Source organism: Allobosea sp. GW821-FHT09G06 (genome assembly GCF_059416005.1).
The window spans coordinates 555,695-580,827 of record NZ_JBWKOI010000002.1 but is presented as its reverse complement, the minus strand read 5'-3'; the positions used below and the strand labels follow the sequence as shown (position 1 = coordinate 580,827).

Below are 25,133 nucleotides of genomic sequence, written 5' to 3'. Positions count from 1 at the left end.
CGCGACGTGCGGAATCCGCACATCGCACCGCGCGGGGCGGCAAAGGCAGGAGTAGATGGCAGGCGCTCTCAAGCGACTGATGGCGGCTGGTGAGCGCGAGCAGGGCGAGAACATCGACCTGACCGGCTATACGCTGCTGGTCAGTTCGCTGTTTTCCTCGCCGGCCTCGATCATTCCTGGCGGCATCGCCGGCATCCTGACGCCTTTCCTGTGCTGGATATCCACCGGCATGGACATCTTCATGAGCCTCACCATCCTGGTGGCGCTCATCGTTGTCCTGCGTATCGTGACGGTGATCGCCTACCGGCGGCGCAACCACGCCAATGACACCTATGCGCAGACCCGCCGCTGGGATCGCGACTACTTTCTCGGCGCCACGATGTTCAGCGCCGTGCTCGGCTACAGCTGCTATGTCGCGCTGGTCCAGACGGACGACCCTGCCGCCCATATCACCTCTGTCGCTTCGACCATCGCGCTGGCCTCGGGCTATGTCGCTCGCAATGCCGGCCGGCCGAAATTCGTGGCGGTTCAGCTCCTGACCTTCTGCATCCCGATGGCGATCGGGCTGATCGGCGCGCATAACCCATATTATCGCTATATCGGCTATTTCGCCTTCCTCTACGTGGCGGCCAATATCGCGATCACCAATTCGCTGCACCGGAACCTGCTGGCCCTGAGCGACGCCAACAAGCAGTCCAAGGCGCTGGCTTCAGCCCTTCATTCGCAGAACCTGACGCTCGACGCCGCGCTCAACACCATGATCGACGGGCTGGCGATGTTCGACCGCAGCCTCAAGCTCGCGGTCAGCAATGCGCCTCACAGCACGCTCTACGGCCTGCCCGAGACGCTCGCCCTGCCGGGCACGCCCTTGACGGCGATCGCACGCTTCCTGGTCGAACGCCAGGTGATCAGCCAGGAGCAATTGCGCGACATCCGCACGGCACTGACCGAGGTGCAGACGACCCAGCAGGCCACCAGCCGCGAAGTGGTCACCCGGGGCGGGCTCGTGCTGGTCGTGACGCTCGCGCCTGCGGCCGAAGGGGGCATCCTGATGCTCACGGAGGACGCCACCGAGCGCAAGGCGACGGAGGCGCGCATCGAGCAGATGGCGCGCTTCGACGAACTGACAGGGCTCGCGAACCGTTTCGAGTACACCACGCAGATCAACGAGACCTTCGCCAAGCTGGAGCGCACGGGCGATGGCTTCGCACTGCTCTATCTCGATCTCGACGGCTTCAAGCAGGTCAATGATAGCCTGGGCCACGATATCGGCGACCATGTGCTGATGGAGACCGCGAGCCGCCTGCGCGGCGCGATCCGCAGCAACGACATGCTCGCCCGCTTCGGTGGCGACGAATTCCTGCTGATCCTGCCCTCCGCCGACCATCTCGTCGTCACCGCCATCGCCCAGCGCATGATCGACGTGATGTCGAAGGCCTTCGATGTCGACGGCAAGACCGTCTACGTGACCGCGAGCATCGGCATCGCGATGGCGCCGCTCGACGGCGCCAATCCGGCCGACCTGCTGCGCCATGCCGATACCGCGCTCTACAAGGCCAAGTCCGCCGGCCGGAACATGCTGATGTTCTTCAACCCGGCCATGGCCGAGGAGATGATGGAGCGGCATGAGATCGAGGTCGATCTGCGCAAGGCCTGCATCGACGGTTCGCTCGAACTCTACTACCAGCCGATCATCGACCTGAAGACCCAGAAGGTCGTGTCGCGCGAGGCGCTGATGCGCTGGCGCCACCCCACCCGCGGCATGGTGCCGCCGAGCGTCTTCATCCCGATCGCCGAACAATCCGGCCTGATTGCCGGCATGGGCGACTGGGCGATCCGCCAGGCCTGCCGCGATGCCGCGAGCTGGGAGCCCGGCATCGGCGTCTCTGTCAACGTCTCGCCGCTGCAGTTCCGCGAGCCGCGCCGGATCGTCGAGACGGTCAAGGAAGCGCTTCTCGCCTCGCAGCTCGAATCGCGCCGCCTGATGCTCGAAGTCACGGAATCGCTGCTGATCGAGGACGACAAGCTGGCGCTTTCGGTGCTGGACGAATTGCGGGCGCTGGGCGTGACCTTCGCGCTGGACGATTTCGGAACCGGCTATTCCTCGCTCGCCTATCTCTCGACCTACCCGTTCGCGCAGGTGAAGATCGACCAGAGCTTCGCCCGCGAGGTCCATACCAACGAAGCCTCCAAGGCCGTCATCGAGGCCGTCTGCCAATTGGCGCGCCGGCTCCAGATGAATGTCGTGGTCGAAGGCATCGAGACCGAGCAGCAGCGCATCGCCGTCCAGCTGCTGGGCGCGCACCGTGCCCAGGGCTTCCTGTTCGGCCGCCCGGAAGCGCTGGCCAGCATCAAGGACCGCAACGGCAGCGGCAACCGCAGCGTCGCCTGAGCCGGCCAACCTTTCGCTTTAATTCGGGAACTGCGGCGCAACGGCCTTGATTCCGCCGGCCCGGCAACGCATCAGCGTTCAGGGACGACAGCGAAACGGGATATCCGGTGAGCGACGGCACGGCCAAGGCGGCGAAACCAGCCGCGTTGACACCCGATATCTGCGTCATCGGCGCGGGCGGAAACGGCAGTGCGCTGGCGATCGCCGTGGCGGCCTTCGGCGTCCCCGTCGTGCTGATCGAGCGGGACGCCGTCGGCGGCGACAAGGGCTCGCTCGCTGTCCGAGCACTGATCGAGGCCGGAGCCCGCGCGCAGGCGCTGCGCGAGGCCGAGCGGCTTGGTCTCGCGGCAACCGAGCCGCAGCCGAATCCGGCCCAGATCCACGATCATATCCAGCGGGCACTGGCGGCCGACCGGGCCAATCACACGGCCGAACGACTGGCCACGCTCGGCATCAGCGTCATCAGGGGCGAGGCTCGTTTCACCAGCCGCAGCACGGTCACCGTCGAGGGGCAGCCGATCAAGGCGCGCCGCTTCGTCATAGCCGCCGGCGCGCGCGCCGCGTCGCCCGCGATAGCGGGGCTCGATGCGGTGCCTATTCTGCGGGAGGCCGATCTTGCCGGGCTGACCCGGTTGCCGGAGCGCCCGATCGTGCTGGGCGGCGCGGGCGCTGCCCTGGCGCAAGCCCTGCGCCGGCTGGGCTGTGCCGCGACCCTCGTCGCGCCCGAAGGCTTGCTGGCGGGGCATGACGACGAAGCCGCGACGATCCTGCGCCGCCGCCTGCTGCGCGAAGGGCTAGCGTTGCACGAGAACGGCGAGCCGCTGCGGGTGGAGCGCACGCGCTCCGGCCTTCGCCTGATCGTGGCCTCGCCTTCCGGCGAAACCACGATCGAGGGCTCGCATCTCATCCTTTGCGGCCCGCGCCGGCCTGCGATCGAGGAACTCGACCTCGATCTCGGCGGCATCCGGCACGACGCCTCCGGCATCGTCGTCGACCGTAGCCTGCGGACGAGCAATCGCCGTGTACACGCGTTGGGCGCCTGTGCCGGCGGAGCGGCAACCGCTCGCGCCGACCGCACGGGCGACGACCATGTCGGGCTCGTGCTGCGCAGCATCCTGTTCCGCCAGCCGGTGAAGATCGACCCGGTCAGCGAACCGCGCGTCATCTGGAGCCGGCCGCAGGTCGCCTCGATCGGGCTTTCGGAGGCCGAGGCTCGGAACGCGGCCGGAACCATCCGCGTGCTGCGCTGGCCGTTCTCCGAGAATGCCGCAGCCCAGGCTGCCGGCGAGACCGAGGGCTTCGTCAAGGCGATCGTCGACCGCAAGGGCCGCATCCTCGGCGTCACCATCGTCGGCGAGGATGCGGGCGAGTTGATCGCGCCCTGGTGCATCGCGATGCGTAGCGGGCTCGGTGTTGGCGACCTCGCCGGGATGCCGCTGCCTGCCGGCGCCCGCTCGGATGCCTCGCGCCGCGCAGCCCTTTCCTTCCATGCGGCTTTGACGACGCGGCCGGCTTTACGTCGCCTCATCGGCTTTCTGCGTCGTTTCGGCTAAGATCACCGGCGATGCATGCACCCAAGTCAGCCTTGTCGGTCAGCCAGCCGCGCGGCCTCACCCGCCTCGGCCTTTCGGCCAAGCTGCTGCTCGTCACCGTGCTCTTCGTCATGCTGGCGGAGGTGCTGATCTATCTGCCCTCGATCGCGAATTTCCGGCGCAGCTGGCTGCATGACCGGATCGCCGCCGCGCAGGTTGCGGCGCTGGTGCTGGAAGGCGCCCCGGAGGACGGCCTGCCCGAAGGCAGCGAGAACCGTCTGCTGATGGGCGTCGGCGCCCGCGCGATCGCGGCGCGCGTCGGCGCGGCGCGGCGCCTGCTCAGCCTCGATTCGATGCCGCCGCCTGAAGTCTCGCGTTCGGTCGACCTGCGCAACCTGAGCTGGATCAATGCGATCGAGGAGGCGCTCGCCGTGCTCGTCTCGCCCGCGACCATGCCGATCCGCGTGGTCGGCGAGGCGGTCGGCGGCGCGGACTTTGTCGAGATCGTCATCGACGAGGCGCCGCTGCGCCGGGCGATGCTGAAATTCTCCTGGAGCCTGCTGCTGATCTCGCTGCTGCTCACCGGGCTCACCGCGCTCGCCGTCTATATCGCGCTCAATGCCCTGATCATCGGCCCGATCCGGCATCTGGCAGCCAATGTCATGGAGTTCGAGGCCGACCCGGAGAACCCCCGGCGGATCATCGAGCCCTCTTTGCGCGCCGACGAGATCGGCGAGGCGGAGCGCGCGCTCGCCCGCATGCAGGCGACGCTCGCCGACGAGTTGCGCACCAAGAAACATCTCGCCGAGCTCGGCCTCGCGGTGTCCAAGATCAATCACGACCTGCGCAACATGCTGGCAGCGGCGCAGCTCATGTCCGACCAACTCATCGAGACCCGCGACGCCAAGATCCGCCGCTTCGCGCCACGCCTGATCGCGACGCTCGGGCGCGCCATCGATTTCTGCCAGGCGACCCTCGCCTATGGCCGCGCCGCCGAGGCGACGCCCGCGATCCGCGACGTCGCGCTGCGCCAGCTCGTCGCCGAACAGGCGGAAATGCTCGGCCTCGGCGACGGCAAGCAGCCGCGCTTCGAGAACCGGGTGCCGCCCGAACTCTCCGCTCCCTGCGATCCCGACCAGATGGCGCGCGTGCTGACCAACCTGATGCGCAACGCGATCCAGGCGCTGACGCGGGCGGGGGCCGAAGCCGGCGACCTGCCCGTGCTGACTGTCACGGCGGGGCCTGAGAACGGCTCCGTGGCCCTGCGCGTCATCGATAACGGCCCCGGCGTGCCCGAGCGGGCGCGGGCCAACCTGTTCCAGGCCTTCCGCGGCTCGGTGACGCCGGGCGGCACCGGGCTTGGCTTGGCCGTCGCGGCCGAGCTCGTCCGGCTCCATGGCGGCTCGATCGCGCTGGAGCCCTCGACCACGGGCGCGGTCTTCGCAGTGATGCTGCCGGCGCGGCGCGCCAACGGGCACTGATCGGCGACGCGCCTACTGGCTCGCCCAGATCACCCGCGCCATGAAGGCGATCTCGGCATTGTTCAGCACGCGATCGGCATGTTCGGGATTGAGCGAGGCCAACTCGACCGTCTTGGCCGTCTGGCGCTTGAGCTGCTTGGCCAGCACCTCACCCTCCACCGTCTTGACCACGACGCGGTCGCCGCGCCGGACCGTCGCGGTCGGCGAGACGATGATGGTGTCGCCGTCACGATAGAGCGGCAGCATCGAATCGCCGGAGATTTCGAGCGCATAGGCCTTCTCGTCGGCGACGCCGGGAAAGGCGACCTCCTCCCAGCCGGTGCCAACGGGAAAGCCGCCATCGTCGAAGAAGCCGCCCGAGCCCGCCTGGGCGAAGCCGATCAAGGGAATCGTGCGGGCCGGCGCCGGCTCGCGCCGCAGCACCACGCTCATGAACTCGTCGAAGGAGGCGCCGGTCGCAACCAGGATCTTCGAGATCGATTCGGTCGAGGGCCAGCGCTCGCGCCCGTCGGGGGCGACGCGCTTCGAGCGGTTGAAGGTGGTGGCGTCGAGCCCGGCCTTGCGCGCCAGCCCCGAGGCGGTGAAGCCATAGCGCTGGGCGAGCGTATCGATCGCCCCCCAGATCTGGTCATGTGACAGCATCGCTGAGGGCCTCGCTTCGCTCTTGCCGTTCGGCGGGGATTGAAGATAGGAAATATCCCCTATCGCATAAGATTTCAATCCGAATCTCGCCACAATCGGACAACCGCTTGCGGAATCCTCCTGCCAGTGATTAAGCCGGTGCCGACAATCGCGCGCGAGACCTCCGGTGTCCCTGATCTACAAGATATGCCCTGCCGCGCTCTGGTCGGAAGCCGAGGCCAAGGGCCGCTTCGATGGCGCCCCGGTCGATCTCGCCGACGGCTATATCCATTTCTCCACAGCCGCCCAGGTCGCCGAGACCGCGGCGAAGCATTTCGCCGGGCAGGACGGGCTCCTGCTCATAGCCATCGACGACGAATGCCTCGGCCCGGCCCTGCGCTACGAGCCCTCGCGCGGCGGCGCGCTGTTCCCGCATCTCTATGCCCCGCTCGATCCGAAGGTCGTCCGCTGGATCGCCCCCATGCCGCTGAAGACCGACGGCAGCCACATTCTACCGGAGACGCTCGCATGATCGGCGGCCTGTTCAACCTCGCCCGGCCTCTGATCCACCGCATGGATGCGGAGACGGCGCATCGCCTGACGGTCACGGCGCTGGCCACGGCGCCCGCCCTGAAGCCAGGCGCGGACGACCCCTTGCTCGCGACAGAGGCGTTCGGGCTGCCCTTCTCCAACCCGGTCGGCCTTGCCGCAGGCTTCGACAAGAATGCGGAAGCCGTCGACGGCGCGTTGGGGCTCGGCTTCGGCTTCGTCGAGGTCGGCGGCGTGACGCCGCTGCCGCAGCCCGGCAACCCGCGCCCGCGCGTCTTCCGCCTGCTGGAGGACGAGGCCGTGATCAACCGCTACGGCCTCAACAGCGAGGGCATGGAGGCCGTGGCGAAGCGGCTCGAGGGCCGCTTGCGCCGCAACGGGCTCGTCGGCGTCAATCTCGGCGCCAACAAGGAATCGGCCGACCGCGCCGCCGATTATGCGACACTGGCGCGCCGGCTCGCTCCCCTCGCCGATTTCCTGACGATCAACGTCTCCTCGCCGAACACGCCCGGCTTGCGCGATCTGCAGGCGGAAAGCGCGCTCGACGATCTCGTGGCGCGGACGCTTGCGGCGCGGGACGAGGTGGCTACCGTTGGCCAGCGCACACCGATCCTGATCAAGATCGCGCCGGACCTGACGATGCCCGAGCTCGACGGCATGATCGCGGTCGCCCGCAAGCGGAATATCGACGGGCTGATCGTCTCGAACACCACGATCGCACGCCCGGACAGCCTGCGCAGCGCCAGCAAGGCCGAGACCGGCGGGCTTTCCGGCAAGCCGCTCTTCACCGCCTCGACCCGAATGCTGGCCGAGGCCTTCCTGCGCGTCGAAGGGCAATTCCCGCTGGTCGGCGTCGGCGGCGTCGATTCGGCCGAAGCCGCCTTCGCCAAGATCCGCGCCGGAGCCACGTTGGTGCAGTTCTATTCGGCGATGGTGTTCAAGGGGCCGGGACTGGCGAAGGAGATCAAGACCGGCCTCGCCACGCGGGCGCGCCGCGCCGGGCTGACGCGCCTGACCGCCCTGATCGGGCGCGACGCGGCGGCGATCGCGCGCGGCGAAAGGCTGTAAAGCTTACTTCCGCGCCGCGAAGAGCCGCATCAGCAGCCAGAGCGGCACGACGATCAGCGCGCCGGCGATGACCCATTGGCCGACCTCGCGCACCGCGCCGAAGCCGAGCCCGGTGATCGAGCGCAGGAAGCGCGCGGCCGCGTCGTAGAGGCTCTGCGGGGAGAGGCCGAGGAAGGCCATGGCCGCGCCGACCAGAAGCGAGATGAAGATCAGGCGGACGAGGACGCTGAGGGGCGAGCCGCCGAGAAACCGTTCCATGGAAGCAATGGCCATCCTGTTGCGCCCCAAGCCGATGCGGGGCGCTTCCGCGCTGTCTTAACCTGAAACCTGCTGCGCTTGAACGGGGACTGAACGGGCCGCGTCAGGCGGTCGCCGCCGCCCCAGCCGTCGCCCAGGCGGTGCCGGCGATCTTCGAAGCGGCGATAACGGCCTGCGTGCGGCTGTCGACATCGAGCTTGGTCAGGATCGCCGAGACATGCGCCTTCACGGTCGCCTCGGAGACGCCGAGCTCATAGGCGATCTGCTTGTTGAGAAGCCCTTCCGACAGCATCATCAGCACGCGCACCTGCTGCGGCGTCAACGTGGAGAGGCGGCGGACCATGTCGGCGACCTCGGCATCGACCGGCGCGGAGAGATCGACGCCGGGCGGGGTCCAGACGCCGCCGTCGAGCACGGCGCGGATCGCCTCGCCCATCTGCGCGACATCCGCCGTCTTGGGCAGGAAGCCGAGCGCGCCGAACTCGATGCAGCGGCGAATCACCGCCGGGTCGTCATTGGCGGAGACGACGATGACCGGAATCTCGGGATGGTCGGCGCGCAAGAAGAGCAGGCCGGAGAAGCCCTGCACGCCCGGCATGGTCAAATCGAGCAGGACGAGATCGGCATCGCCGCCGCTCGCCAGCGCCTCGGTCAGAGCTTCGAGCGAGCCGACCTCGCTGACCTCGGCCCCGCCGATGGCGCTCGACACCGCCTGACGCAGCGCGCCGCGAAACAACGGATGGTCATCCGCGATGACGATCCGCGTCGAAGGCTGCTTGCTCATGGCCCCACTCCCTTAAGCCTGCCCCGGCTCCGTCCGGGACGGGCCGATGCCTTGTTCGACCCGGACATTTTGCCTCAGCCCGGGCGTGCACCACAAGCACTGCAAACGCAAGGCTGCAACCCGTCACGGCTCAACCATTGGTCGGCAACAGCGCTTCCAGCACCTCGATATGGTCGGCCTCGACCGGCGGCTTGTCCCAGCGGATGCGGTTGATCCGGGGAAAACGCATGGCGAGGCCGGATTTATGCCGGGTCGAGCGCTGCAAGCCCTCGAAGGCGACCTCGAAGACGAGGCCTGATTGCGCGTCATGCGTGACCTCGCGCACCGGGCCGAAGCGGTTCAGCGTGTTCTTGCGGACATATTTGTCGATCTCGATCAGCTCCTCGTCGGTGAAGCCGAAATAAGCCTTGCCGACCGGCACCAGCTCCTGCCCGCCATCCTCGCCCACGCGCCAAACGCCGAAGGTGTAGTCGGAGTAGAAGGACGAGCGCTTGCCGTGGCCACGCTGGGCATACATCAGTACGCAGTCGACGAGCCGGGCATCGCGCTTCCATTTCCACCAATAGCCCTTGGGTCGACCGGGCAGATAGGGCGAATCGCGGCGCTTGATCATGCAGCCCTCGACCGCTTCCGCATCGGCGCCCGCCCCCGCCCCGGCCGGGTCGGCGCGAGCGGCCGTCAGCTCCTCCCAGGAGGCGAAGGGGATCAGCGGCGAGAGATCGAAGCGGGCGCTGGCAAGGCGCGACAGGAAGCCTTCGAGTCGCCGGCGCCGCTCCTCCAGCGGTAGATGCCGGATATCCTCCTCGCCGTCGACGAGCAGGTCGTAGACGCGGATATGGGCGGGGAATTCGCCCAGCATCCTGGCGGTGACGGTCTTGCGGTTGAGCCTTTGCTGGAGCGTGTTGAAGCTCTGGACCGTGCTCTCGCGCATCACCAGCAATTCGCCGTCGAGCGCGCCATCTATCGCCAGTTCCTCGACGAGGTCGGGGAAGGCGGCAGCGATGTCCTCGCCGGTGCGGGAATAGAGCCTGGTCACGCGCGAACCGTCGGCCTTGCGGCCACTGACGGCCTGGACGCGGATGCCGTCCCATTTCCATTCGGCCGCGAATTCGGCCGGGTCGAGCTTGTCGAAATCGCCATCCTCGATCGGATGCGAGAGCATGACCGGGCGGAACGGCGCGGGATCGCGCGCCTCGGGACGCGGTCCCCTGCCCTCCAACCAAGCGAAGAGCTCGGCATAGGGCGGCTCCAGCCCGTGCCACACCTGCTCGACCTCGTCGGGCGGGACGCCGCCGAGACTGGCCGCCGCCGTCTTGGCGAGGCGAGCCGAAACGCCGATGCGCAAGGCACCCGTGATGAGCTTGAGCAGGGCCCAGCGGCCGGTCTCGTCGAGCGCATCGAGCCAGCCGGCGACGAGGCGCGGCAGGTCGGTCTTGCCGGCCTCACGCAGGCTCTCGACCACCTCCGGCAGATGCGGCACCGCATTCGTGCCGTGCCGGGCCGGCCACATCAGCGCGACCGTCTCCGAGAGATCGCCGACATAGTCATAGGACAAGGCGAAGAGCACCGGGTCGGTGCGCTCGGCGATCAGGGCGCGGATCAGCCCGGCCTTGGCGTTGCGGAAGACGAGCCCACCCGTCATCGCCGCCAGCGCATAGCCGCGATCGGGATCGGGCGTGGTGCGCAAGTAATCGGCGATCAGCGCAATCTTGGCGTTGCGGCGTGGCTCATAGGCGAGACGGTCGAGCAGCCAGGCGAAGCGGTTCATGCTGTCGCTCCCGCGCCACACCGCGCCGCTTCATTCATGTTGCAGCGCATCGTTCAGATACCGTTCATGAAGCAAACCTTAACGGCAGCAGGGTAGCTAGGAGAGCCATGCCGATGCGCGCAGCGATGCGGTTTCTTGCCTTTGCCTTGCCTGCCATCGCTGCCACGTTTTCGGTCGGAGCCCCCGCGCAGGCGGCGAGCTTCTCCTGCCGCGAGACGCCTATCGTGCGCTCGAACGCCGCGCTTGCGCCACTCTCCGCCAAGGTCTCGCAGGGCAAGGCCCTGACGATCCTCGCCATCGGCTCGTCCTCGACCGAAGGCGTCGGCGCCAGCGCCAAGGACAAGACCTATCCCGCCCGCTTGCAGGCGCTGCTCGCCAAATCCTGGCCGAAGTCGCAGGTCGAGATCGTCAATGCCGGCATCGGCGGCGAGACCGCACCGCAGACGCTCGCGCGCATGAAGGCTGCGATGGCCGCGCGTCCCTACGACCTCGTGATCTGGCAGGTCGGCACCAATGACGCCGTCAGGGGCGGCGATCTCAACGCCTTCAAGGCGATGATCGGCGAAGGCATCTCGCTCGTCCGCGATGCCGGCCCGGCGCTCGCCATCCTCGACCCGCAATATTTCCCGTCCGTGCGCGATCCGCAGCGCTACGGCCAATATGTCGAGGCCGTCGGCGAGGTCGCCCGGCGCGAGGCCGTGCCGGTCTTCGGCCGCTATGATGCGATGCGCGAATGGCACCGCAGCGATGCCGAGGCCTTCAAGGCCGCACTCTGGACCGACGGCTTCCATATGAGCGATGCCGGTTATGACTGCCTCGCTCGCGACATGGCGAATGCGATGCTCGGCATGGCCGCGCCCGCGCGCCCGGTCGTCGCCGCCTCGCGCTGATCGGACGCTAGACAGAAGCCGCATCGGCCGCCTCCTCGACCGGATCGGCCTCGCCCTCGTCGCCATAGCCGACGAGATGCAGCGGCTTGGCCTTCAGCCCTGCCGTGCCGCACCAGTGGACGAGCGCATCGGCCTCGCCATGCGTGACCCAGATTTCGCCGGCCTGAACCTCGCGGATCGTCGCGAGCAGATCGTCCCAATCGGCATGGTCGGAGATGACGAGCGGCAATTCGACGCCCTTCTGGCGGGCCCGCGCCCTGATCCGCATCCAGCCCGAGGCAAAAGCCGTGACCGGGTCGGGAAAGCGGCGCGCCCACAGGTCCTGCGTCGCACTCGGCGGGCAGATGACGATCTCGCCGCCCAGCGTCTTGCGATCTGTGTCCGAGACCAGCCTGACCTCGCCGAGCGGGATGCCCTCGGCTTCGTAGAAGCTGGTGATCTTCTCGACCGCACCATGGATATAGATCGGCCGCTCGTAGCCGGCCTCGCGGATCAGAGCCATGACGCGCTGCGCCTTGCCCAGCGAATAGGCGCCGACGATATGCGTCCGCTCCGGGAAGAGCCGGACCGATTCAAGCAGCTTGGCCACCTCCCCCGCCGCCGACGGATGGCGGAAGACCGGCAGGCCGAAGGTCGCCTCAGTGATGAAGATGTCGCAGGGCAAAGGCTCGAAGCCGGCACAGGTCGGGTCGCGCTCGCGCTTGTAGTCGCCGGAGGCGACGATGCGCAGACCGCGGCTCTCGACCGCGATCTGGGCGGAGCCGAGGACATGACCGGCCGGCACGAAGGTGAAATCGACCTCACTGACGCGGATCGCCTCACCGGGCACGGCGACCTGCTGCGAGCCGGTGAAACCCTCGCCATAGCGCAGGGCCATGATCGCCAGCGTCTCGCGCGTCGCCAGCACGGCGCCATGACCGGAACGGGCATGGTCGGAATGGCCATGGGTGATCAGCGCGCGCGCCACCGGGCGGACCGGGTCGATATGGATGTCGGCCGGCGGGCAATAGAGCCCGGCCGGCGTCGGCACCAGCAATTCGGGGGGGCGCCAGCGGGCGCTTTGTCTGGCCAGCGTCACACTCCTCGGCTACATCGGTCGGTATGACCGATACAGGCTCGACCACGCATTTCGCCTCGTCCGGCGACCCCGTGCTCGACCGCCGCTATGGCTGGGCTCAGGCTGCGCTGAAGGACGGGGACGCGCAAGCGGCCGTCGAGATCCTCGACCAGACCTTGTCGCAGGCCTATCACTTCACCGCGGCCTGGCATCTCTACGGGCTGGCGCAGGAGGCGCTCGGCCACAAGGAGGACGCCGCCACCGCCTGGCGGCAATGCCTCGACCTCGATCCCAACGACCATTTCGGCGCGCGGCTCGATCTTGCCCGCATCGGCGCGCTGCCGGCCGAGCAGGCGACCTCGGAGAACTTCTCCGGCGCATTGTTCGACGCCTATGCCGACCGCTTCGACAGCCATCTCACGCAAACCCTGCAATACAACGCGCCCGACCTGCTGAAGGCGGCGCTCGTCCGCTGCTGCAGCAACGCCGGCCGGCCCTTCCGGTTCGACATCGTCTACGATCTCGGCTGCGGCACCGGATTGATGGGCGAGGCGATCCACGAGCAGAGCGGCTTCATCGCCGGCTGCGATCTCTCGCCGCGCATGATCGAACGGGCGCGGACCAAGCTCGCGCCGGACGGCACGCCGCTCTACGACAAGCTCGCCGTCGCGGGGCTCACCGCCTTCCTCGCCAGCCGGCCGGACGCCTCCGCCGATCTCGTCGTCGCGGCCGATGTCTTCGTCTATCTCGGCGAGCTCGCCCCCTGCTTCGCCCAGAGCGCGCGCGTGCTGGAGCAGGACGGGCTGCTCGCCTTCACGGTGCAGAGCCATGACGGCGAAGGCGTCGTGGTGGGCGATGACAGGCGGTTCGCGCATGCGGAGGGCTGGCTGAAGGAACGGCTCCTGGAAGCCGGGCTCACACCGATACTCGTCGAGCCCGCCAGCACGCGGCAGGATCGCGGCGCGCCCGTGCCGGGATTGCTGGTGGTGGCGGAGCGGCGCTGAAAGCCATCCACCTCGATCGCCATATAAGAGACCCGGCCGCAAAGGGGGGTTCGCGACCGGGCCAGCCCCAAGATGCGGCTTTGAGGCGGGGCCACACCTCACTGGGTGTACATTCCGACAGCGGCTTTGGATGCACGGCGGAAGCGACGCTTGGCTCTTTGAGCCAAGCGATTGAAGCGATGGCTTCATTCCCCTTTCGTTCTCCCGCGCCCCGCCTTATCTTCGGCCGGCATGGCCGCCTCCTCCCCGCTCCCTCCCGCTTTCGAGGCCTGGTTCACTGGCCGCGGCTGGAGCGTGCGGCCGCATCAGCTCGCCTTGCTGGAGGAGGCCCGCGCCGGGCGCTCGACGCTATTGGTCGCGCCGACCGGCGCCGGCAAGACGCTCGCGGGCTTCCTGCCTTCGCTCGTCGAACTGGCCGAGCGCGAGGGCAAGCATGACGGCCTGCACACCCTCTATATTTCCCCACTGAAGGCGCTTGCCGTCGATATCGCCCGCAATCTCGAAGCGCCCGTGCGCGAGATGGCGCTGCCGATCACGATCGAGACCCGCACCGGCGACACCTCCGCCGCCAAGCGCGTACGCCAGATCCAGCGCCCGCCCGACATCCTGCTGACGACGCCGGAACAGCTCGCGCTGCTCGTCTCGCATCGCGACGCCGCGCCGTTCTTCGCAAACTTGCGCCGCATCGTGCTCGACGAACTGCACGCGCTGGTCACCTCCAAGCGTGGCGACCTGCTGGCGCTCGACCTCGCGCGACTGAAGACGCTGGCGCCCCAGGTCTCGGGCGTCGGTCTCTCGGCCACGGTGCGCGAGCCTGCCGATCTCCAGCGCTATCTCGGCGGCGCCGAGACAGCGGCCGGGCTCGTCACCGTCGCGGGCGGTGCGAAGCCGCGCATCGGCATCCTCGACACCGAGCGGCGCCTGCCGATCGCCGGCCATACCACCCTGCATGCGATGGCCGAGGTCTATCAGGCCATCCGCACGCACAAGCTGACGCTGGTCTTCGTCAACACGCGCATGCAGGCGGAATTCGCCTTCCAGGCTTTGTGGAACCTCAATGACGACAACCTGCCGATCGCGCTGCATCACGGCTCGCTCGATGCCCAGCAGCGCCGCAAGGTCGAGGCGGCGATGGCGGACGGGCGCCTCAAGGCCGTGGTCTGCACCGCGACGCTCGATCTCGGCATCGACTGGGGCGATGTCGATCTCGTCGTCAATCTCGGCGCGCCGAAGGGGGCGAGCCGCCTGATCCAGCGGATCGGCCGCTCCAACCACCGCATGGACGAGCCCTCGGAGGCGCTGCTGGTGCCTTCGAACCGCTTTGAGCTGCTGGAGTGCCGCGCGGCGCTCGAAGCCGTGCACGAGGCCGCGCAGGACACGCCGCCGCCGCGCATCGGCGCGCTCGACGTGCTCGCCCAGCATGTGCTCGGCGTCGCCTGCTCGGACGGCTTTCAGGCCGACGCGCTCTATGAGGAGGTTCGCACCGCCGCTCCTTACGCCGATCTCTCCCGCGAAGACTTCGACGCCGTGGTCAATTTCGTCGCGACGGGCGGCTATGCGCTGAAGAGCTATGAGCGCTTCGCCAAGCTCAGGCAGGACAAGGCCGGTCTCTGGCGCGCCAGCAACGCCCGCGTCATCCAGCAATATCGCATGAATGTCGGCACGATCGTCGAGGCGACGATGCTGAAGGTCCGGCTCGGCCGGGCGCGTGCCGGAAAGCCCGGCCAGCCCGGTATGATCACGCGCGGCGGGCGCGTGCTCGGCGAGATCGAGGAGTATTTCGCCGAGACGATGGTACCGGGTGACACCTTCGTCTTCGCCGGCGAGGTCTTGCGCTTCGAGGGTATCATCGAGAACGAGGCAGTCTGCTCGCGCGCCTCGCCCGGCACCGATCCGAAAATCCCCTCCTATGACGGCGGCAAGTTCCCGCTCTCGACCTTCCTCGCCGCCCGCGTGCGCGCCATCCTGGCCTCACCCAGCCTCTGGAATACCCTGCCGGAGGAGGTCTCGGCCTGGCTGCACGCACAGAAGCGGATATCGCGCCTGCCGCAGCCCGGCGAATTGCTGGTCGAGACCTTCCCGCGCGGCGGGCGCTTCTATCTCGCCGCCTATCCGTTCGAGGGCCGTCTCGCCCACCAGACGCTCGGCATGCTGCTGACCCGCCGGCTGGAGCGCGCCCGGATGCGCCCGCTCGGCTTCGTCTGCAACGATTACGGCATGGCCTGCTGGACGCTCGGCGACATGACCGCCGCGATCGCGCGCGGCGCGCTCGATCTCGACGAGCTCTTCGCGCAGGACATGCTCGGCGACGACCTCGAAGACTGGATGGCGGAATCGGCGCTGATGAAGCGCACCTTCCGCTCCTGCGCCATCATCGGCGGGCTGATCGAGCGCCGCTTCCCCGGCCAGGAGAAGAGCGGCCGGCAAGTGACGATCTCGACCGATCTGGTCTATGACGTGCTGCGCCGGCACGAGCCCGACCATATCCTGCTCAAGGCGGCGCGGGCCGATGCGGCGACGGGCCTGCTCGACATTCGCCGGCTTGGTGAGATGCTGACACGGATCAGCGGCCGAATCGTGCATCAGCCGCTCGACCATGTCTCGCCGCTCGGCGTCTCCGTAATGCTCGAGATCGGGCGCGAGGCCGTTTATGGCGAGGCGGCGGACGAAATCCTGGCGGAAGCAGAGGCGATGCTGACGGAAGAGGCGATGGCGTGACGGCAGCTGCGGCAGCCTTAGCGAAGACGAGCGAGGCCTTCATGCTGGGCCGGCTCGCGCTCGTGCCCGATCTTTCCGGTGCACTCTGGCTGCCGGAGGAGCGTACGCTCGTCGTCGCCGACCTGCATCTGGAGAAGGGCTCGGCCTATGCGGCGCGCGGCGTGATGCTGCCACCCTATGATTCGACCGCGACGCTCGTGGCGCTGGGCCACGCGATCCGGCGCCATCAGCCGGCCCGGGTGATCGCGCTCGGCGATAGCTTCCATGATCGCGATGCCGAAAACCGCCTCGCACTGGAGACACGGGCCGCGCTTGTCGCGCTGCAGCAGGGCCGCGACTGGCTCTGGATCACTGGCAACCACGACCCCGCGATCAGCCGCGCCATGGGCGGCGAGAGCGCAGCCGAGGTCGTGCTTGCCGGCGTGACCTTGTGCCATGAGCCGACCGCTTTCGAGAGTGGATACGAGATCGCCGGGCATCTGCATCCGGCGGCGAAGGTCAGGATGCGCGGGCGGGCGATCCGACGGCGCTGTTTCGCTCTGTCGGCGCGGCGCTGCGTGATGCCGGCGATGGGCGCCTATGCCGGCGGCCTCAACCTGCGCGACGCGGCTTTCCGGCCGTTGTTCCGCGAAGGATTGAGCGCGCATCTGCTTGGCGACGGCCGGCTCTTCCGGATCGATCCACGGTTATTGTTGCCGGATTGATCGAGCGGGTTGCGTCCGTCACAAGGTTGTGGCATCAGGGCGCCGCTTCGGAACGACGCCAGCGCCCGCAACCGCCTTAGAGCAACCGCGAACGCCCCGGCCGCCGGACCTGCTGCGGTAGCTCAGTGGTAGAGCACTCCATTGGTAATGGAGAGGTCGAGAGTTCAATCCTCTCTCGCAGCACCAGCCATTCTCTGACAGATCTGCAAATTTCGACGGCGCGCTACGCTTTGTGAGCGCTGATGTTGGCGTTCACCGAGACGCCATCAGCAATCGGCCCGCCGCGCGCAATCAAGCGCGGGCGGGCCGACATATTCTTGAAAGGCCGCGACTGGCCGGACTGGCTCAGTTGATCTCGCCGCGCTCGATCTGGAGCGTCTCGTCGGCGATGGCGTCGAGCAGCGCCGGCGTCGATTCCGTGACGAGGATGGCGAGATCGGGCCGGTTGCGCCGGAGTTCGCCGAGCGTGCGCGCATATTCGAGCGCCAGCGCCGGGGCGAGACCCTGGAAAGGCTCGTCGAGCAGCAGCGCCGTGCGGGCGACCATCAGCGCCCGGCCCAGCGCCACCATCTTGCCCTGCCCGCCCGAGACGCCGCCGCCCGGCCGCTTGCGCATGGTCTTGAGCTGCGGCAGCAGCGCATAGACCTCGTCGAGCCGCCGCGTCCGCTCGGCTGCGGGCAGGTTGAGCGCCAGCGCCGGCAGCACGATATTGTCCTCGACGGAGAATTCGGGGACCAGCCTGCGATCCTCCGGCGCGTAGCCGATGCCCTGCGCCGCACGGCGATAGGCCGGCGTCGTGCCGATCTCCTCTCCGTCGAGCCGGACCGAGCCGCCCTGTACGGGCAGCAAGCCCATGATCGCGCGCAGCGTCGTGGTCTTGCCGGCGCCGTTGCGGCCTATCAGGATCGTCGTCCTGCCCGATGTCAGCCCGAGCGAGACCGAGCGCAGCACCTGCACGCCGGCGATCGCGGCGCTTACCCCTTCGATCCGAAGCATCACGCCACCCCCACGACGTTGCGCAGCACCCGTTCGTCCTTGAACACCTCGGAGGGTGGCCCTTCGGCCATGACGCTGCCGGAATCCCAGACGACGACGCGGTCGGCGTAGCGCTGGACCACGTCCATGTCGTGCTCGACGAAGAGCGCCGTGACCTTGGCCTGCCGCAGAGCACCCATCAGCGTCTCCATCAGGGTGAAGCGCTCGATCGTGCTGACGCCGCTGGTCGGCTCGTCGAGCAGGACGAGGCGCGGCTTCAGGGCGAGCGCGATGACGATGTCGAGCAGCTTGCGCCGTCCTTCAGGCAGCGTGCCGGCCAGCTGCCCGGCCTCGCGGTCGAGCCCGACCAGTGCCAGCAATTCCTCCGCCTCCTGGCGCCGGCCCTCGGCGCCGAGCGCCTTGAACGGCACCCAGATGCCGCGCTTGGCCGCGACCGCGATCATCAGGTTGTCGAGCACCGTCTGGTCGAGGAAGAGCTGCGGGATCTGGAAGGCGCGGGCGATGCCGCGGCGGGCGATGGTGCGCGGTGCCATCGCCGTGATCGGCTTGCCGTCGAGATAGACCTCGCCCGAGCTCGGCCGGAGATAGCCGGTGCAGAGATTGAGGAAGGTCGTCTTGCCGGAGCCGTTGGGCCCGATGATCGCGAGGAATTCGCCCTCGCGGATTTCGAGATTGACGCCGTCGGCGGCCTTAACGCCGTAGAAGGCGATGCGCAGGTCCTTGGCCTGGAGGAGAGGCGTGGTCATGCCGGTTCTCCGCTGCGGCGCCGCAGCAGGCCGTAGAGCCCGCTCGGCAGGAAGAAGATGACGCCGATGATGAGGTTCCAGGCATCGGTGACGCCGACCGCGACGGTGTGCAGCACTTCGAGGAAAAGCGAGCCGATGAAGGGGCCGGCGACGCCGCCGATGCCGCCGAGCACCGCGACCAGCACGAGATGGCCGGAGGCCGTCCAGAAGGCGAATTCCGGCAGGATATGGCCGATCGCCAGCGCCGCGATCGCACCGCCGATGCCGGCGAGCGCGGCCGAAACCGTATAGGCGATCAGCAGCACGACCCGGACGGGCACGCCAAGATATTCGAGCCGAAGCTCGTTGGTATGTACGGCCGAGAGCGCATGGCCGAGCGGGCTCGCCAGATAGCGCTGCACGCCATAGCCGACGCCGACCATCAGCACGATGCCGGCATAGTAGAGCGCGGTGTCGAAGCGCGGCTTGTCGAGCGTGATGCCGAAGAAGCTGGGCACCGCGACGCGCATGCCGTCCGTGCCGCCAGTGATGCCGTAGAGCTTCGAGATCAGCGCATAGAGCACCATCGACATGGCGAGGTTGAGCATGGCGAAGAAGATCGCGCGGTAGCGCACCAGGAAGGCGCCGACGACGAGGCCCGCGACCGCCGAGGCCAGCGTCCCGAGCAGCAGCAGCAGGACGAACTCGTTCACTCCGGCCCGCGCCAGGAAGGCGATGGCATAAGCGCTGACGGCGTAGAACATGGCATGGCCGATCGAGATCAGCCCGCCGCGCAGCAGCACGGCGACGCCGAGCGCGGCGAAGCCCTTGGCGATGGCCAGCGTCAGCACGAATTGCAGCCAGGGCGCGGCGACGGGCGCGAGCGCCAGCGCAGCCAGCGCGATGAGGAAGAGGGCAACGCGCATGGCGGTCAGATCCTCCGGGTCGCGGCCTGGCCGAACAGCCCGTAGGGGCGGATCAGCAGCACGACCAGCATGACGATGTAAGGGGCGACGGCATCGAGCGAGGGCGCGAAATAGATCGCGAGCACGCGGGCGAGGCCGACGATGATCGCTGCCAGCGCGGCGCCCTCGATCTGGCCGAGCCCGCCGATGGCGGCGACCGCGAAGGCGAGCACCATGGTCTCGGCGCCGAGGCCGGGCGCGGCGCCGGCTGTGGGCGTCGCGAGAGCCCCGCCCAAGGCCGCCAAAAAGACGCCGAGCGAGAAGGACAGGATGAAGACGCGATTGGTGTTGATGCCGATACTCTGCGCCATCTCGCGATCGGCGACGACGGCGGTGACGAGGCGTCCGGTCCGGGTCTTCGTCAGCAGCACGCGCAGGCCGATGACGACCAGGGCCGCGAGCGCGATCAGCAGGAGCTGGTAGTTGAGATAGACGACGCCGCCGATCTGGGTCGAGCCGAGCAGCTGCATCGGCGTGTCCTCGGCGAGCGAGGAAACACCGAAGACGATGCGTTGCAGGTCCTCGAGGATCAGGAACAGGCCGAAGGTGACGAGGATCTGGATGGCTTCGGACTTGCCGTAGGTCCAGCGCATCAGGCAGCTTTCGACCAGCGGGCCGAACAGAGCCGCGACGATGGCCGCGCTGAGGATCAGCGCCGGGAAGGAGAGCCAGGGATTGAGCCCGGCGCCGGCGATCCAGAGACCGATCGAGGCCGCGACATAGGCGCCGATCGAGTAGAAGCTGCCATGTGCCACGTTGAGCACGCGGAGCACGCTGAAGACGAGCGTCAGCCCGACCGCGACGAAGAAGATCAGCGCCGCGCTGGCAAGGCCGTCGACGGCGAGCGGAATCAGGGTGTCGAGCATGGGCGGCACCTTGCAAATGATGATGATGAGGGAATGAGCGGGAGGGCTTGAAGCCGCCCTCCCCGTGTCTGTGGCGCGCTTACTTGTAGCTGCCGGGCTTCGGCTGCGCGGCGAGGAAGGCCGGCGTCAGCGTGCCCACCCACTTGATCGCATCCTCGCCCTGCGGCGGCATCAGCGCGTCGCCCTTGTAGCGGACCATCCCGCCGATGACCGGGAACTTGTAGTCGGCCGATTTCGTGGTGACGCCGACGATCTGATCGACGAGCCCGTCATTGTCCTTGCGGGTCACGGTGGTGCCGGTCAGCGTCTTGACCGTGCTGCCGCGCATGGCCTCGGCAAGCTCGTCGCGGCTCGGCCATTTGCCGCCGTTCTTCTTCATCGCGGCCTCGTAGCCCGCCTTCATATAGACGATGGCGTTAGCCATCTTCACCGATGGGAAGACCGGGTATTCGCCGTAGCGCTTCTGATAGGCCTCGACGAAGCTCTTGGTGTCGGGATTGGCCTTGGCATCCGGCGACATCCACCAACCGTCGCCGAGCACGCCGACGATCACGCCTTCCGGCAACGCGACGCGCTGGAGCACGGTCTCGCCCAGCGCCAGCACGACCTGGCTCGACGAGAACAGCCCGCGCGGCTGGGCCTGACGCACGAAGTTCTCGAGATCGGCGCCCCAGAGATTGGAGAAGACCACATCAGGGCGCGAGGCCGAGAGCTTCGAGATCTCGGTCTGGAAATTGGCCGAGCCGAGCTTCGGGAAGAGCTCCGCGACGACCTCGACATCAGGCTTCAGCGCCTTCATCGCGGTCTTGAAGATCAGCGCCGCGTCATGGCCGAAAGCATAGTCGGGATTGACGATGGCGATGCGCTTCACGTCCGGCTTCTGCTGCAGCAGGTAGAGCGCATAGGCGACGAATTCGGGGATCGTGTTGCCGTTCGGGCGGAAATAATAGCGGCTCTTGCCGTCGAGCAGGAGCTGGTGCGTATCGCAGTTCCAGCCGATCGTCGGGGCCTGCAGCTGCTCGGCCAGCGGCGCGAGCGCGAGGCAGTTGGCGCTCGACAGCGCCGCGATCATCACCTGATTGGTCTTGTCATCCGCGAGGCGGCGATATTCGGCGATCACGCCCTGCGTGCCCTGCGCCTCGTCGACATAGGTCGCCTTCAGCGGCACGCCGCCGATGCCGCCCTTGGCGTTGATCTCGTCGATCATCAGCTCGGCCGCGTTCTTGCCGGGCATGCCATAGGCGGCAGCCGGACCTGACGTGAACGTGAGCACGCCGATGCCGAGCGCGGCCGGCTTGTCCTGCGCGAAAGCCGGCGCGGCGAGCGCCCCGAGCGAAACCGCCAAGGCGGCCATCCAACCTGACTTGATCATCACTGCTCCTCTCCGTTTGCCGGCTGCCCGGTTTCGGGCTCCGCAGCCTTGCGTCGCCGGCCTGCGACATCCCCGCGCCATTCCCGACGCTTGAAGCCATCATAAAAATCCTTGTGAAACTTCACAAGGATTTTTATGATGCAGCCGAGAACTTTTTTGCGGCCGGCTGCCTCCAGAACAGGCGGCTCATTCCTGGAAGGTGATGTAATGAAGACCCTGGACCTGACCGTGGAGAGCCGCAGCGGCTCCGCGCCCCTCTCGGCCGCGATCGACGAACTGGTGATCGGCGGCTGGGCCGGACGCGACAAGGCCGCGATGGAGCACCATATGGTCGAGCTCGAAGCGCTGGGCGTGAAGCGCCCGGCCTCGACGCCGGTCTTCTATCGCGTCGCAGCCGCCCGCCTGACGACCGATCCGGTGATCGAGGATGTCGGCGCCAACAGCAGCGGCGAGGTCGAGGCCGTGCTTTTCGCCTATGGGGGCAAGACCTATGTCGGCGTCGGCTCGGACCATACCGACCGCCAGGTCGAGACCTACGGCATCAGCGTCTCCAAGCAGGTCTGCGACAAGCCGGTCGCGGACACCGTCTGGCCCTATGAAGAGGTCGCCGGCCATTGGGATGAGCTGATCCTGCGCAGCTTCGCGGTGATCGACGGCGAGCGCCGCAAATATCAGGAAGGGCCGATCTCCGGCCTGCTCGCCCCGGCCGACCTGATCCGCGGTTTCAGCGAGAGCGGCGAACTGCCCGAAGGCACGGCGCTGTTCGGCGGCACCATGCCGGCGATCGGCGGCATCCGCATGGCCAGCCGCTTCGAGGGCGAACTGGAGGACCCGGTGCTGAAGCGCAGCCTGCGTTTCGGCTATGATCTGAAGATTCTCCCCATCCGGGGTTGATCCCGTCCCCATCCGGAAGAACGATGCTGACGACCTCTCCGACTCGGTGCAGAGACACGTGACGCTTCTGGATATGCACAAGGGCGCGCAGCGGCATGTCTCGCTGCGCGAACAGGCCTACAGCGCGATCAAGCGCCTGATCATCACCTGCGAGCTCAGGCCGGGCGAAATCCTGAGCGAGCCGGCGCTCAGCAGCCAACTCGATATCGGCCGCACGCCGATCCGCCAGGCCATCGACCGGCTGCTCAATGACGGACTGGTCGAGGTGATGCCGCGCAAGGGCACGATCGTGAAGCCGCTCAGCCTCGACGAGATCTTCAACATCATCGATGTGCGCGTCGTGAACGAGACCTTCTGCGTGCGCGTCGCCGCGGCGCAGGCGGGGCCGGATGTCGCGGTGCAGCTCAAGCGCAATCTCGACGCCATGCTGGCGGCCGCACACCAGCGCGAGATCGAGACGATTGCCGGGCTCGACCAGCAGTTCCATGCGCTGATCGCCGGCTCGGTGCGCAACCCGGTGATGAGCGACCTGTTGCGGAACCTGCACGAGCGCTCGGCACGGATGTGGTTCATCTCGCTCAGCGCCAACGAGCAGCACCTGCGCATCTGCGACGAGCATGCCGCGATCGTCGACGGCATCGCCCGGCAGGACCCCGACCTCGCCGAGCGGGCGATGCGGGAGCATATCCAGTCCTTCCGCGCGAACATCACGCGGCAGGCCTGAACGGTCCCCACCTTAGCTTAGCGGCTGGCCAGCGCCGCTTCCGCAGCGGCCGCGATCCCGAACAGCGCCGCGTCCTCGCCGCCGGCCCGAGCCAGCATCAGCCCAGCCGGGGCCTCGCCGGCACGGTGCATCGGCAGCGAGATCGCGCAGCCGTCCATGACGTTGATCAGGCTCGGGTTGCGCAGCATCAGGAGGTTGATGCGGGCGAAGGCCTCGTCGTCCTCGGCGAGCTCGGCGATCGTCGGCGCGATCGTCGGCACGGTCGGCATCGCCAGCACGTCGAAGGCAGAGACCTCCGCGCGCATCGCCGCGACGAAGGCCGTCCGCGCCTGGACGAGCTGGATGTAATCGGCGGCATCCTGGTTGCGGCCACGCAGCACGCGCGTGCGCACCCGCTGGTCGTAGCCGTCGCCCTTGGCTTCGATGAGGTCGCGGTGATGAGCATAGGCCTCCGAGGGGGCAAAGCCCCCCTTGGCGTTGAGGCGAGCAACCTCGGCGAAGCGGGCGAAGGGCACGTCGATGATGGTCGCGCCGGCCTTGGCGAGCAGGTCCAGCGCCCGGTCGAAGCTTGCCGCGACATGCGCGTCGAGCCCGTCGAGCGCGACGGTCTGCGGCACGGCGATGCGCAGGCCCTTGAGGCTCGACGGCCCTTCCGACGCAAGCGTCGCGCCGCTCATGATCTCGTGCAGGATACGGCAGCATGCGACGCTGTTGGCGAGCGGCCCGATCGAGTCGAGCGTCTGCGACAGCGGGAAGGCGCCCTCGCGCGGCACGCTCGACGCAGTCGGCTTGTAGCCGGTGATGCCGCAGAAAGCGGCGGGGATGCGGCAGGAGCCGCCGGTATCGGAGCCAATACCGGCGAAGGCCATGCCGTCCGCCACCGAAACCGCGGCGCCCGAAGAGGAGCCGCCCGGAATCCGGCGCGTGGTGGCGCGCTCGTAAGGAGAAGCCGGCGTGCCGTAATGCGGGTTGAGGCCGAGGCCGGAGAAGGCGAACTCGGTCATGTTGGTGCGGCCCACGACGATGAAGCCGGCGCTGCGCAGCCTGGCGATCGCGGGGGCGTCGCGCTCGGCCGGGGCGGCATCCGCCAGCACCGTCGAGCCGGCCGTGGTCGGTTCGCCAGCAAGGTCGAACAGGTCCTTCACCGAGATCGGGATGCCGGCAAAGCGCGACGGGGCGAGCCCGGCGCTCCGCAGCTTGTCCATCGCCTCGGCGGCGGCGAGCGCCGCCTCGCGATAGACCTTGATGAAGGCCAGCTTCCCCTCCCCGTCCGGGGCGTCGATCCGGGCGAGAGCCTCGCGCACGAGGGCGAGCGCGCTCGTCCGGCCGGAGGCGAGATCGTCGGCAAGGGCGGAAAGGGTGCGAGCCATGGGCGTATCAGACCGGGTCGAAGTAATGGATTTCGAGGAGCAGGCAGCCGCCCTCGGACTTGAACGGCCCATGTTTGGCATGCGGCGGACGAACCGCATAGGTGTGCGGTGGGAAAGCCGTCCCGCCATTGCCGCTGGCATCGTTGCCGACGGTCAGGTCACCCTCGACCAGATAGACCTCCTCCCAGTAGTCATGGGAGAATGGCGCGGTGGTGTAGACGCCGGGCTGGAAGCGCAGCAGGCGCGTGCGCGTGCCACGGTTGTTGACCTCGTCCAGCGCCCCCGAGAGGATTTTCTGCTGGATGCCGGCGGGATAGCCGGCCGGGACTTCCCAGCCGCTGGTCATGTCGAGCGTGTAGAACTCGTCGTGCGTCTTGTTGACGGGCATGGCTTTT

General features: G+C 68.0%; 23 protein-coding genes and 1 tRNA gene. 12 read left to right on the top strand and 12 right to left on the bottom strand.

What is annotated here, in order from left to right; translation table 11 throughout:
- Positions 1 to 55: 55 nt before the first annotated feature.
- The 3 genes from AC07NY_RS12915 to AC07NY_RS12905 all read left to right on the top strand — a co-directional run bounded on the left by AC07NY_RS12915 (position 56) and on the right by AC07NY_RS12905 (position 5,405).
- Positions 56 to 2,392, top strand: a complete 2,337-nt coding sequence (locus AC07NY_RS12915; RefSeq protein WP_494584167.1) for a putative bifunctional diguanylate cyclase/phosphodiesterase — start codon at positions 56 to 58, stop codon at positions 2,390 to 2,392.
- A 107-nt stretch (positions 2,393 to 2,499) separates the two neighbouring features.
- Positions 2,500 to 3,945: an FAD-dependent oxidoreductase gene (locus tag AC07NY_RS12910; protein WP_494584166.1), complete on the top strand. Its 1,446-nt coding sequence runs from the start codon at positions 2,500 to 2,502 to the stop codon at positions 3,943 to 3,945.
- 11 nt (positions 3,946 to 3,956) lie between these two features.
- On the top strand, positions 3,957 to 5,405 hold the full coding sequence (locus AC07NY_RS12905; RefSeq protein ID WP_494584165.1) for a sensor histidine kinase: 1,449 nt from the start codon (positions 3,957 to 3,959) through the stop codon (positions 5,403 to 5,405).
- Positions 5,406 to 5,417: 12 nt separating this feature from the next.
- Here AC07NY_RS12905 and AC07NY_RS12900 read toward each other — a convergent pair whose 3' ends face one another.
- Positions 5,418 to 6,047 (bottom strand): S24 family peptidase, encoded by a 630-nt coding sequence (locus tag AC07NY_RS12900; protein ID WP_199089264.1) that lies wholly within the window; start codon positions 6,045 to 6,047, stop codon positions 5,418 to 5,420.
- Positions 6,048 to 6,213: 166 nt separating this feature from the next.
- On the opposite strand from AC07NY_RS12900, the gene AC07NY_RS12895 reads away from it, so the two are divergent.
- Positions 6,214 to 6,558 (top strand): DUF952 domain-containing protein, encoded by a 345-nt coding sequence (locus AC07NY_RS12895; protein ID WP_494584164.1) that lies wholly within the window; start codon positions 6,214 to 6,216, stop codon positions 6,556 to 6,558.
- On the top strand, positions 6,555 to 7,643 hold the full coding sequence (locus tag AC07NY_RS12890) for a quinone-dependent dihydroorotate dehydrogenase (protein ID WP_494584163.1): 1,089 nt from the start codon (positions 6,555 to 6,557) through the stop codon (positions 7,641 to 7,643). The genes AC07NY_RS12895 and AC07NY_RS12890 overlap by 4 nt, the downstream gene beginning before the upstream one ends.
- Positions 7,644 to 7,646: 3 nt before the next feature.
- On the opposite strand, the gene AC07NY_RS12885 is transcribed toward AC07NY_RS12890, so the two are convergent.
- The 3 genes from AC07NY_RS12885 to AC07NY_RS12875 all read right to left on the bottom strand — a co-directional run bounded on the left by AC07NY_RS12885 (position 7,647) and on the right by AC07NY_RS12875 (position 10,453).
- On the bottom strand, positions 7,647 to 7,901 hold the full coding sequence (locus tag AC07NY_RS12885) for a DUF6460 domain-containing protein (protein ID WP_492284473.1): 255 nt from the start codon (positions 7,899 to 7,901) through the stop codon (positions 7,647 to 7,649).
- Positions 7,902 to 8,004: 103 nt separating this feature from the next.
- Positions 8,005 to 8,685, bottom strand: coding sequence for a response regulator (locus tag AC07NY_RS12880; RefSeq protein WP_257733878.1), 681 nt, complete (start codon positions 8,683 to 8,685; stop codon positions 8,005 to 8,007).
- A gap of 130 nt (positions 8,686 to 8,815) precedes the next feature.
- The gene (locus AC07NY_RS12875; protein ID WP_494584162.1) at positions 8,816 to 10,453 is read right to left on the bottom strand and encodes a cisplatin damage response ATP-dependent DNA ligase; all 1,638 of its coding nucleotides are present in this window, start codon (positions 10,451 to 10,453) and stop codon (positions 8,816 to 8,818) included.
- Positions 10,454 to 10,560: 107 nt separating this feature from the next.
- Between AC07NY_RS12875 and AC07NY_RS12870 the strand changes: the two genes are divergently transcribed.
- Entirely contained in the window at positions 10,561 to 11,343 is a 783-nt protein-coding gene (locus tag AC07NY_RS12870) for an SGNH/GDSL hydrolase family protein (protein WP_494584161.1), read from the top strand.
- Positions 11,344 to 11,350: 7 nt separating this feature from the next.
- On the opposite strand, the gene AC07NY_RS12865 is transcribed toward AC07NY_RS12870, so the two are convergent.
- A complete protein-coding gene (locus tag AC07NY_RS12865) occupies positions 11,351 to 12,415 on the bottom strand; it encodes a ligase-associated DNA damage response exonuclease (RefSeq protein WP_494584675.1) in 1,065 nt (354 codons plus the stop codon).
- 29 nt (positions 12,416 to 12,444) lie between these two features.
- Here AC07NY_RS12865 and AC07NY_RS12860 point away from each other — a divergent pair, with 29 nt between their 5' ends.
- From AC07NY_RS12860 to AC07NY_RS12845, 4 genes are all read left to right on the top strand, one after another.
- A complete protein-coding gene (locus AC07NY_RS12860; RefSeq protein ID WP_494584160.1) occupies positions 12,445 to 13,404 on the top strand; it encodes a class I SAM-dependent methyltransferase in 960 nt (319 codons plus the stop codon).
- A gap of 231 nt (positions 13,405 to 13,635) precedes the next feature.
- Positions 13,636 to 16,122, top strand: a complete 2,487-nt coding sequence (locus AC07NY_RS12855) for a ligase-associated DNA damage response DEXH box helicase (protein WP_494584159.1) — start codon at positions 13,636 to 13,638, stop codon at positions 16,120 to 16,122.
- 41 nt (positions 16,123 to 16,163) lie between these two features.
- On the top strand, positions 16,164 to 16,826 hold the full coding sequence (gene pdeM, locus AC07NY_RS12850; protein WP_494584674.1) for a ligase-associated DNA damage response endonuclease PdeM: 663 nt from the start codon (positions 16,164 to 16,166) through the stop codon (positions 16,824 to 16,826).
- Positions 16,827 to 16,937: 111 nt separating this feature from the next.
- A tRNA-Thr gene (locus tag AC07NY_RS12845) sits at positions 16,938 to 17,012 on the top strand.
- 159 nt (positions 17,013 to 17,171) lie between these two features.
- On the opposite strand, the gene AC07NY_RS12840 is transcribed toward AC07NY_RS12845, so the two are convergent.
- The 5 genes from AC07NY_RS12840 to AC07NY_RS12820 form a co-directional block, all read right to left on the bottom strand.
- Positions 17,172 to 17,822 (bottom strand): ATP-binding cassette domain-containing protein, encoded by a 651-nt coding sequence (locus AC07NY_RS12840; RefSeq protein WP_494584158.1) that lies wholly within the window; start codon positions 17,820 to 17,822, stop codon positions 17,172 to 17,174.
- Positions 17,822 to 18,568, bottom strand: a complete 747-nt coding sequence (locus tag AC07NY_RS12835) for an ABC transporter ATP-binding protein (RefSeq protein WP_494584157.1) — start codon at positions 18,566 to 18,568, stop codon at positions 17,822 to 17,824. Before AC07NY_RS12835 ends, AC07NY_RS12840 begins: the two co-directional genes overlap by 1 nt.
- Positions 18,565 to 19,473, bottom strand: a complete 909-nt coding sequence (locus tag AC07NY_RS12830; protein ID WP_494584156.1) for a branched-chain amino acid ABC transporter permease — start codon at positions 19,471 to 19,473, stop codon at positions 18,565 to 18,567. Before AC07NY_RS12830 ends, AC07NY_RS12835 begins: the two co-directional genes overlap by 4 nt.
- Before the next feature lie 5 nt (positions 19,474 to 19,478).
- Positions 19,479 to 20,378 (bottom strand): branched-chain amino acid ABC transporter permease, encoded by a 900-nt coding sequence (locus AC07NY_RS12825; protein WP_257733868.1) that lies wholly within the window; start codon positions 20,376 to 20,378, stop codon positions 19,479 to 19,481.
- A gap of 79 nt (positions 20,379 to 20,457) precedes the next feature.
- Positions 20,458 to 21,750 carry an ABC transporter substrate-binding protein gene (locus AC07NY_RS12820; protein WP_494584155.1) on the bottom strand — a complete coding sequence of 431 codons (1,293 nt, stop codon included), beginning with the start codon at positions 21,748 to 21,750 and terminating at the stop codon, positions 20,458 to 20,460.
- A gap of 207 nt (positions 21,751 to 21,957) precedes the next feature.
- On the opposite strand from AC07NY_RS12820, the gene AC07NY_RS12815 reads away from it, so the two are divergent.
- Both AC07NY_RS12815 and AC07NY_RS12810 read left to right on the top strand, forming a co-directional pair.
- Positions 21,958 to 22,644 (top strand): DUF2848 domain-containing protein, encoded by a 687-nt coding sequence (locus AC07NY_RS12815; RefSeq protein WP_494584154.1) that lies wholly within the window; start codon positions 21,958 to 21,960, stop codon positions 22,642 to 22,644.
- Between the two features lie 58 nt (positions 22,645 to 22,702).
- On the top strand, positions 22,703 to 23,368 hold the full coding sequence (locus AC07NY_RS12810; protein WP_494584153.1) for a GntR family transcriptional regulator: 666 nt from the start codon (positions 22,703 to 22,705) through the stop codon (positions 23,366 to 23,368).
- A 17-nt stretch (positions 23,369 to 23,385) separates the two neighbouring features.
- On the opposite strand, the gene AC07NY_RS12805 is transcribed toward AC07NY_RS12810, so the two are convergent.
- Together AC07NY_RS12805 and AC07NY_RS12800 are read right to left on the bottom strand one after the other, a co-directional pair.
- A complete protein-coding gene (locus AC07NY_RS12805; RefSeq protein WP_494584152.1) occupies positions 23,386 to 24,738 on the bottom strand; it encodes an amidase in 1,353 nt (450 codons plus the stop codon).
- A 7-nt stretch (positions 24,739 to 24,745) separates the two neighbouring features.
- Positions 24,746 to 25,126 carry a cupin domain-containing protein gene (locus AC07NY_RS12800; protein ID WP_492284486.1) on the bottom strand — a complete coding sequence of 127 codons (381 nt, stop codon included), beginning with the start codon at positions 25,124 to 25,126 and terminating at the stop codon, positions 24,746 to 24,748.
- Positions 25,127 to 25,133: the final 7 nt, after the last annotated feature.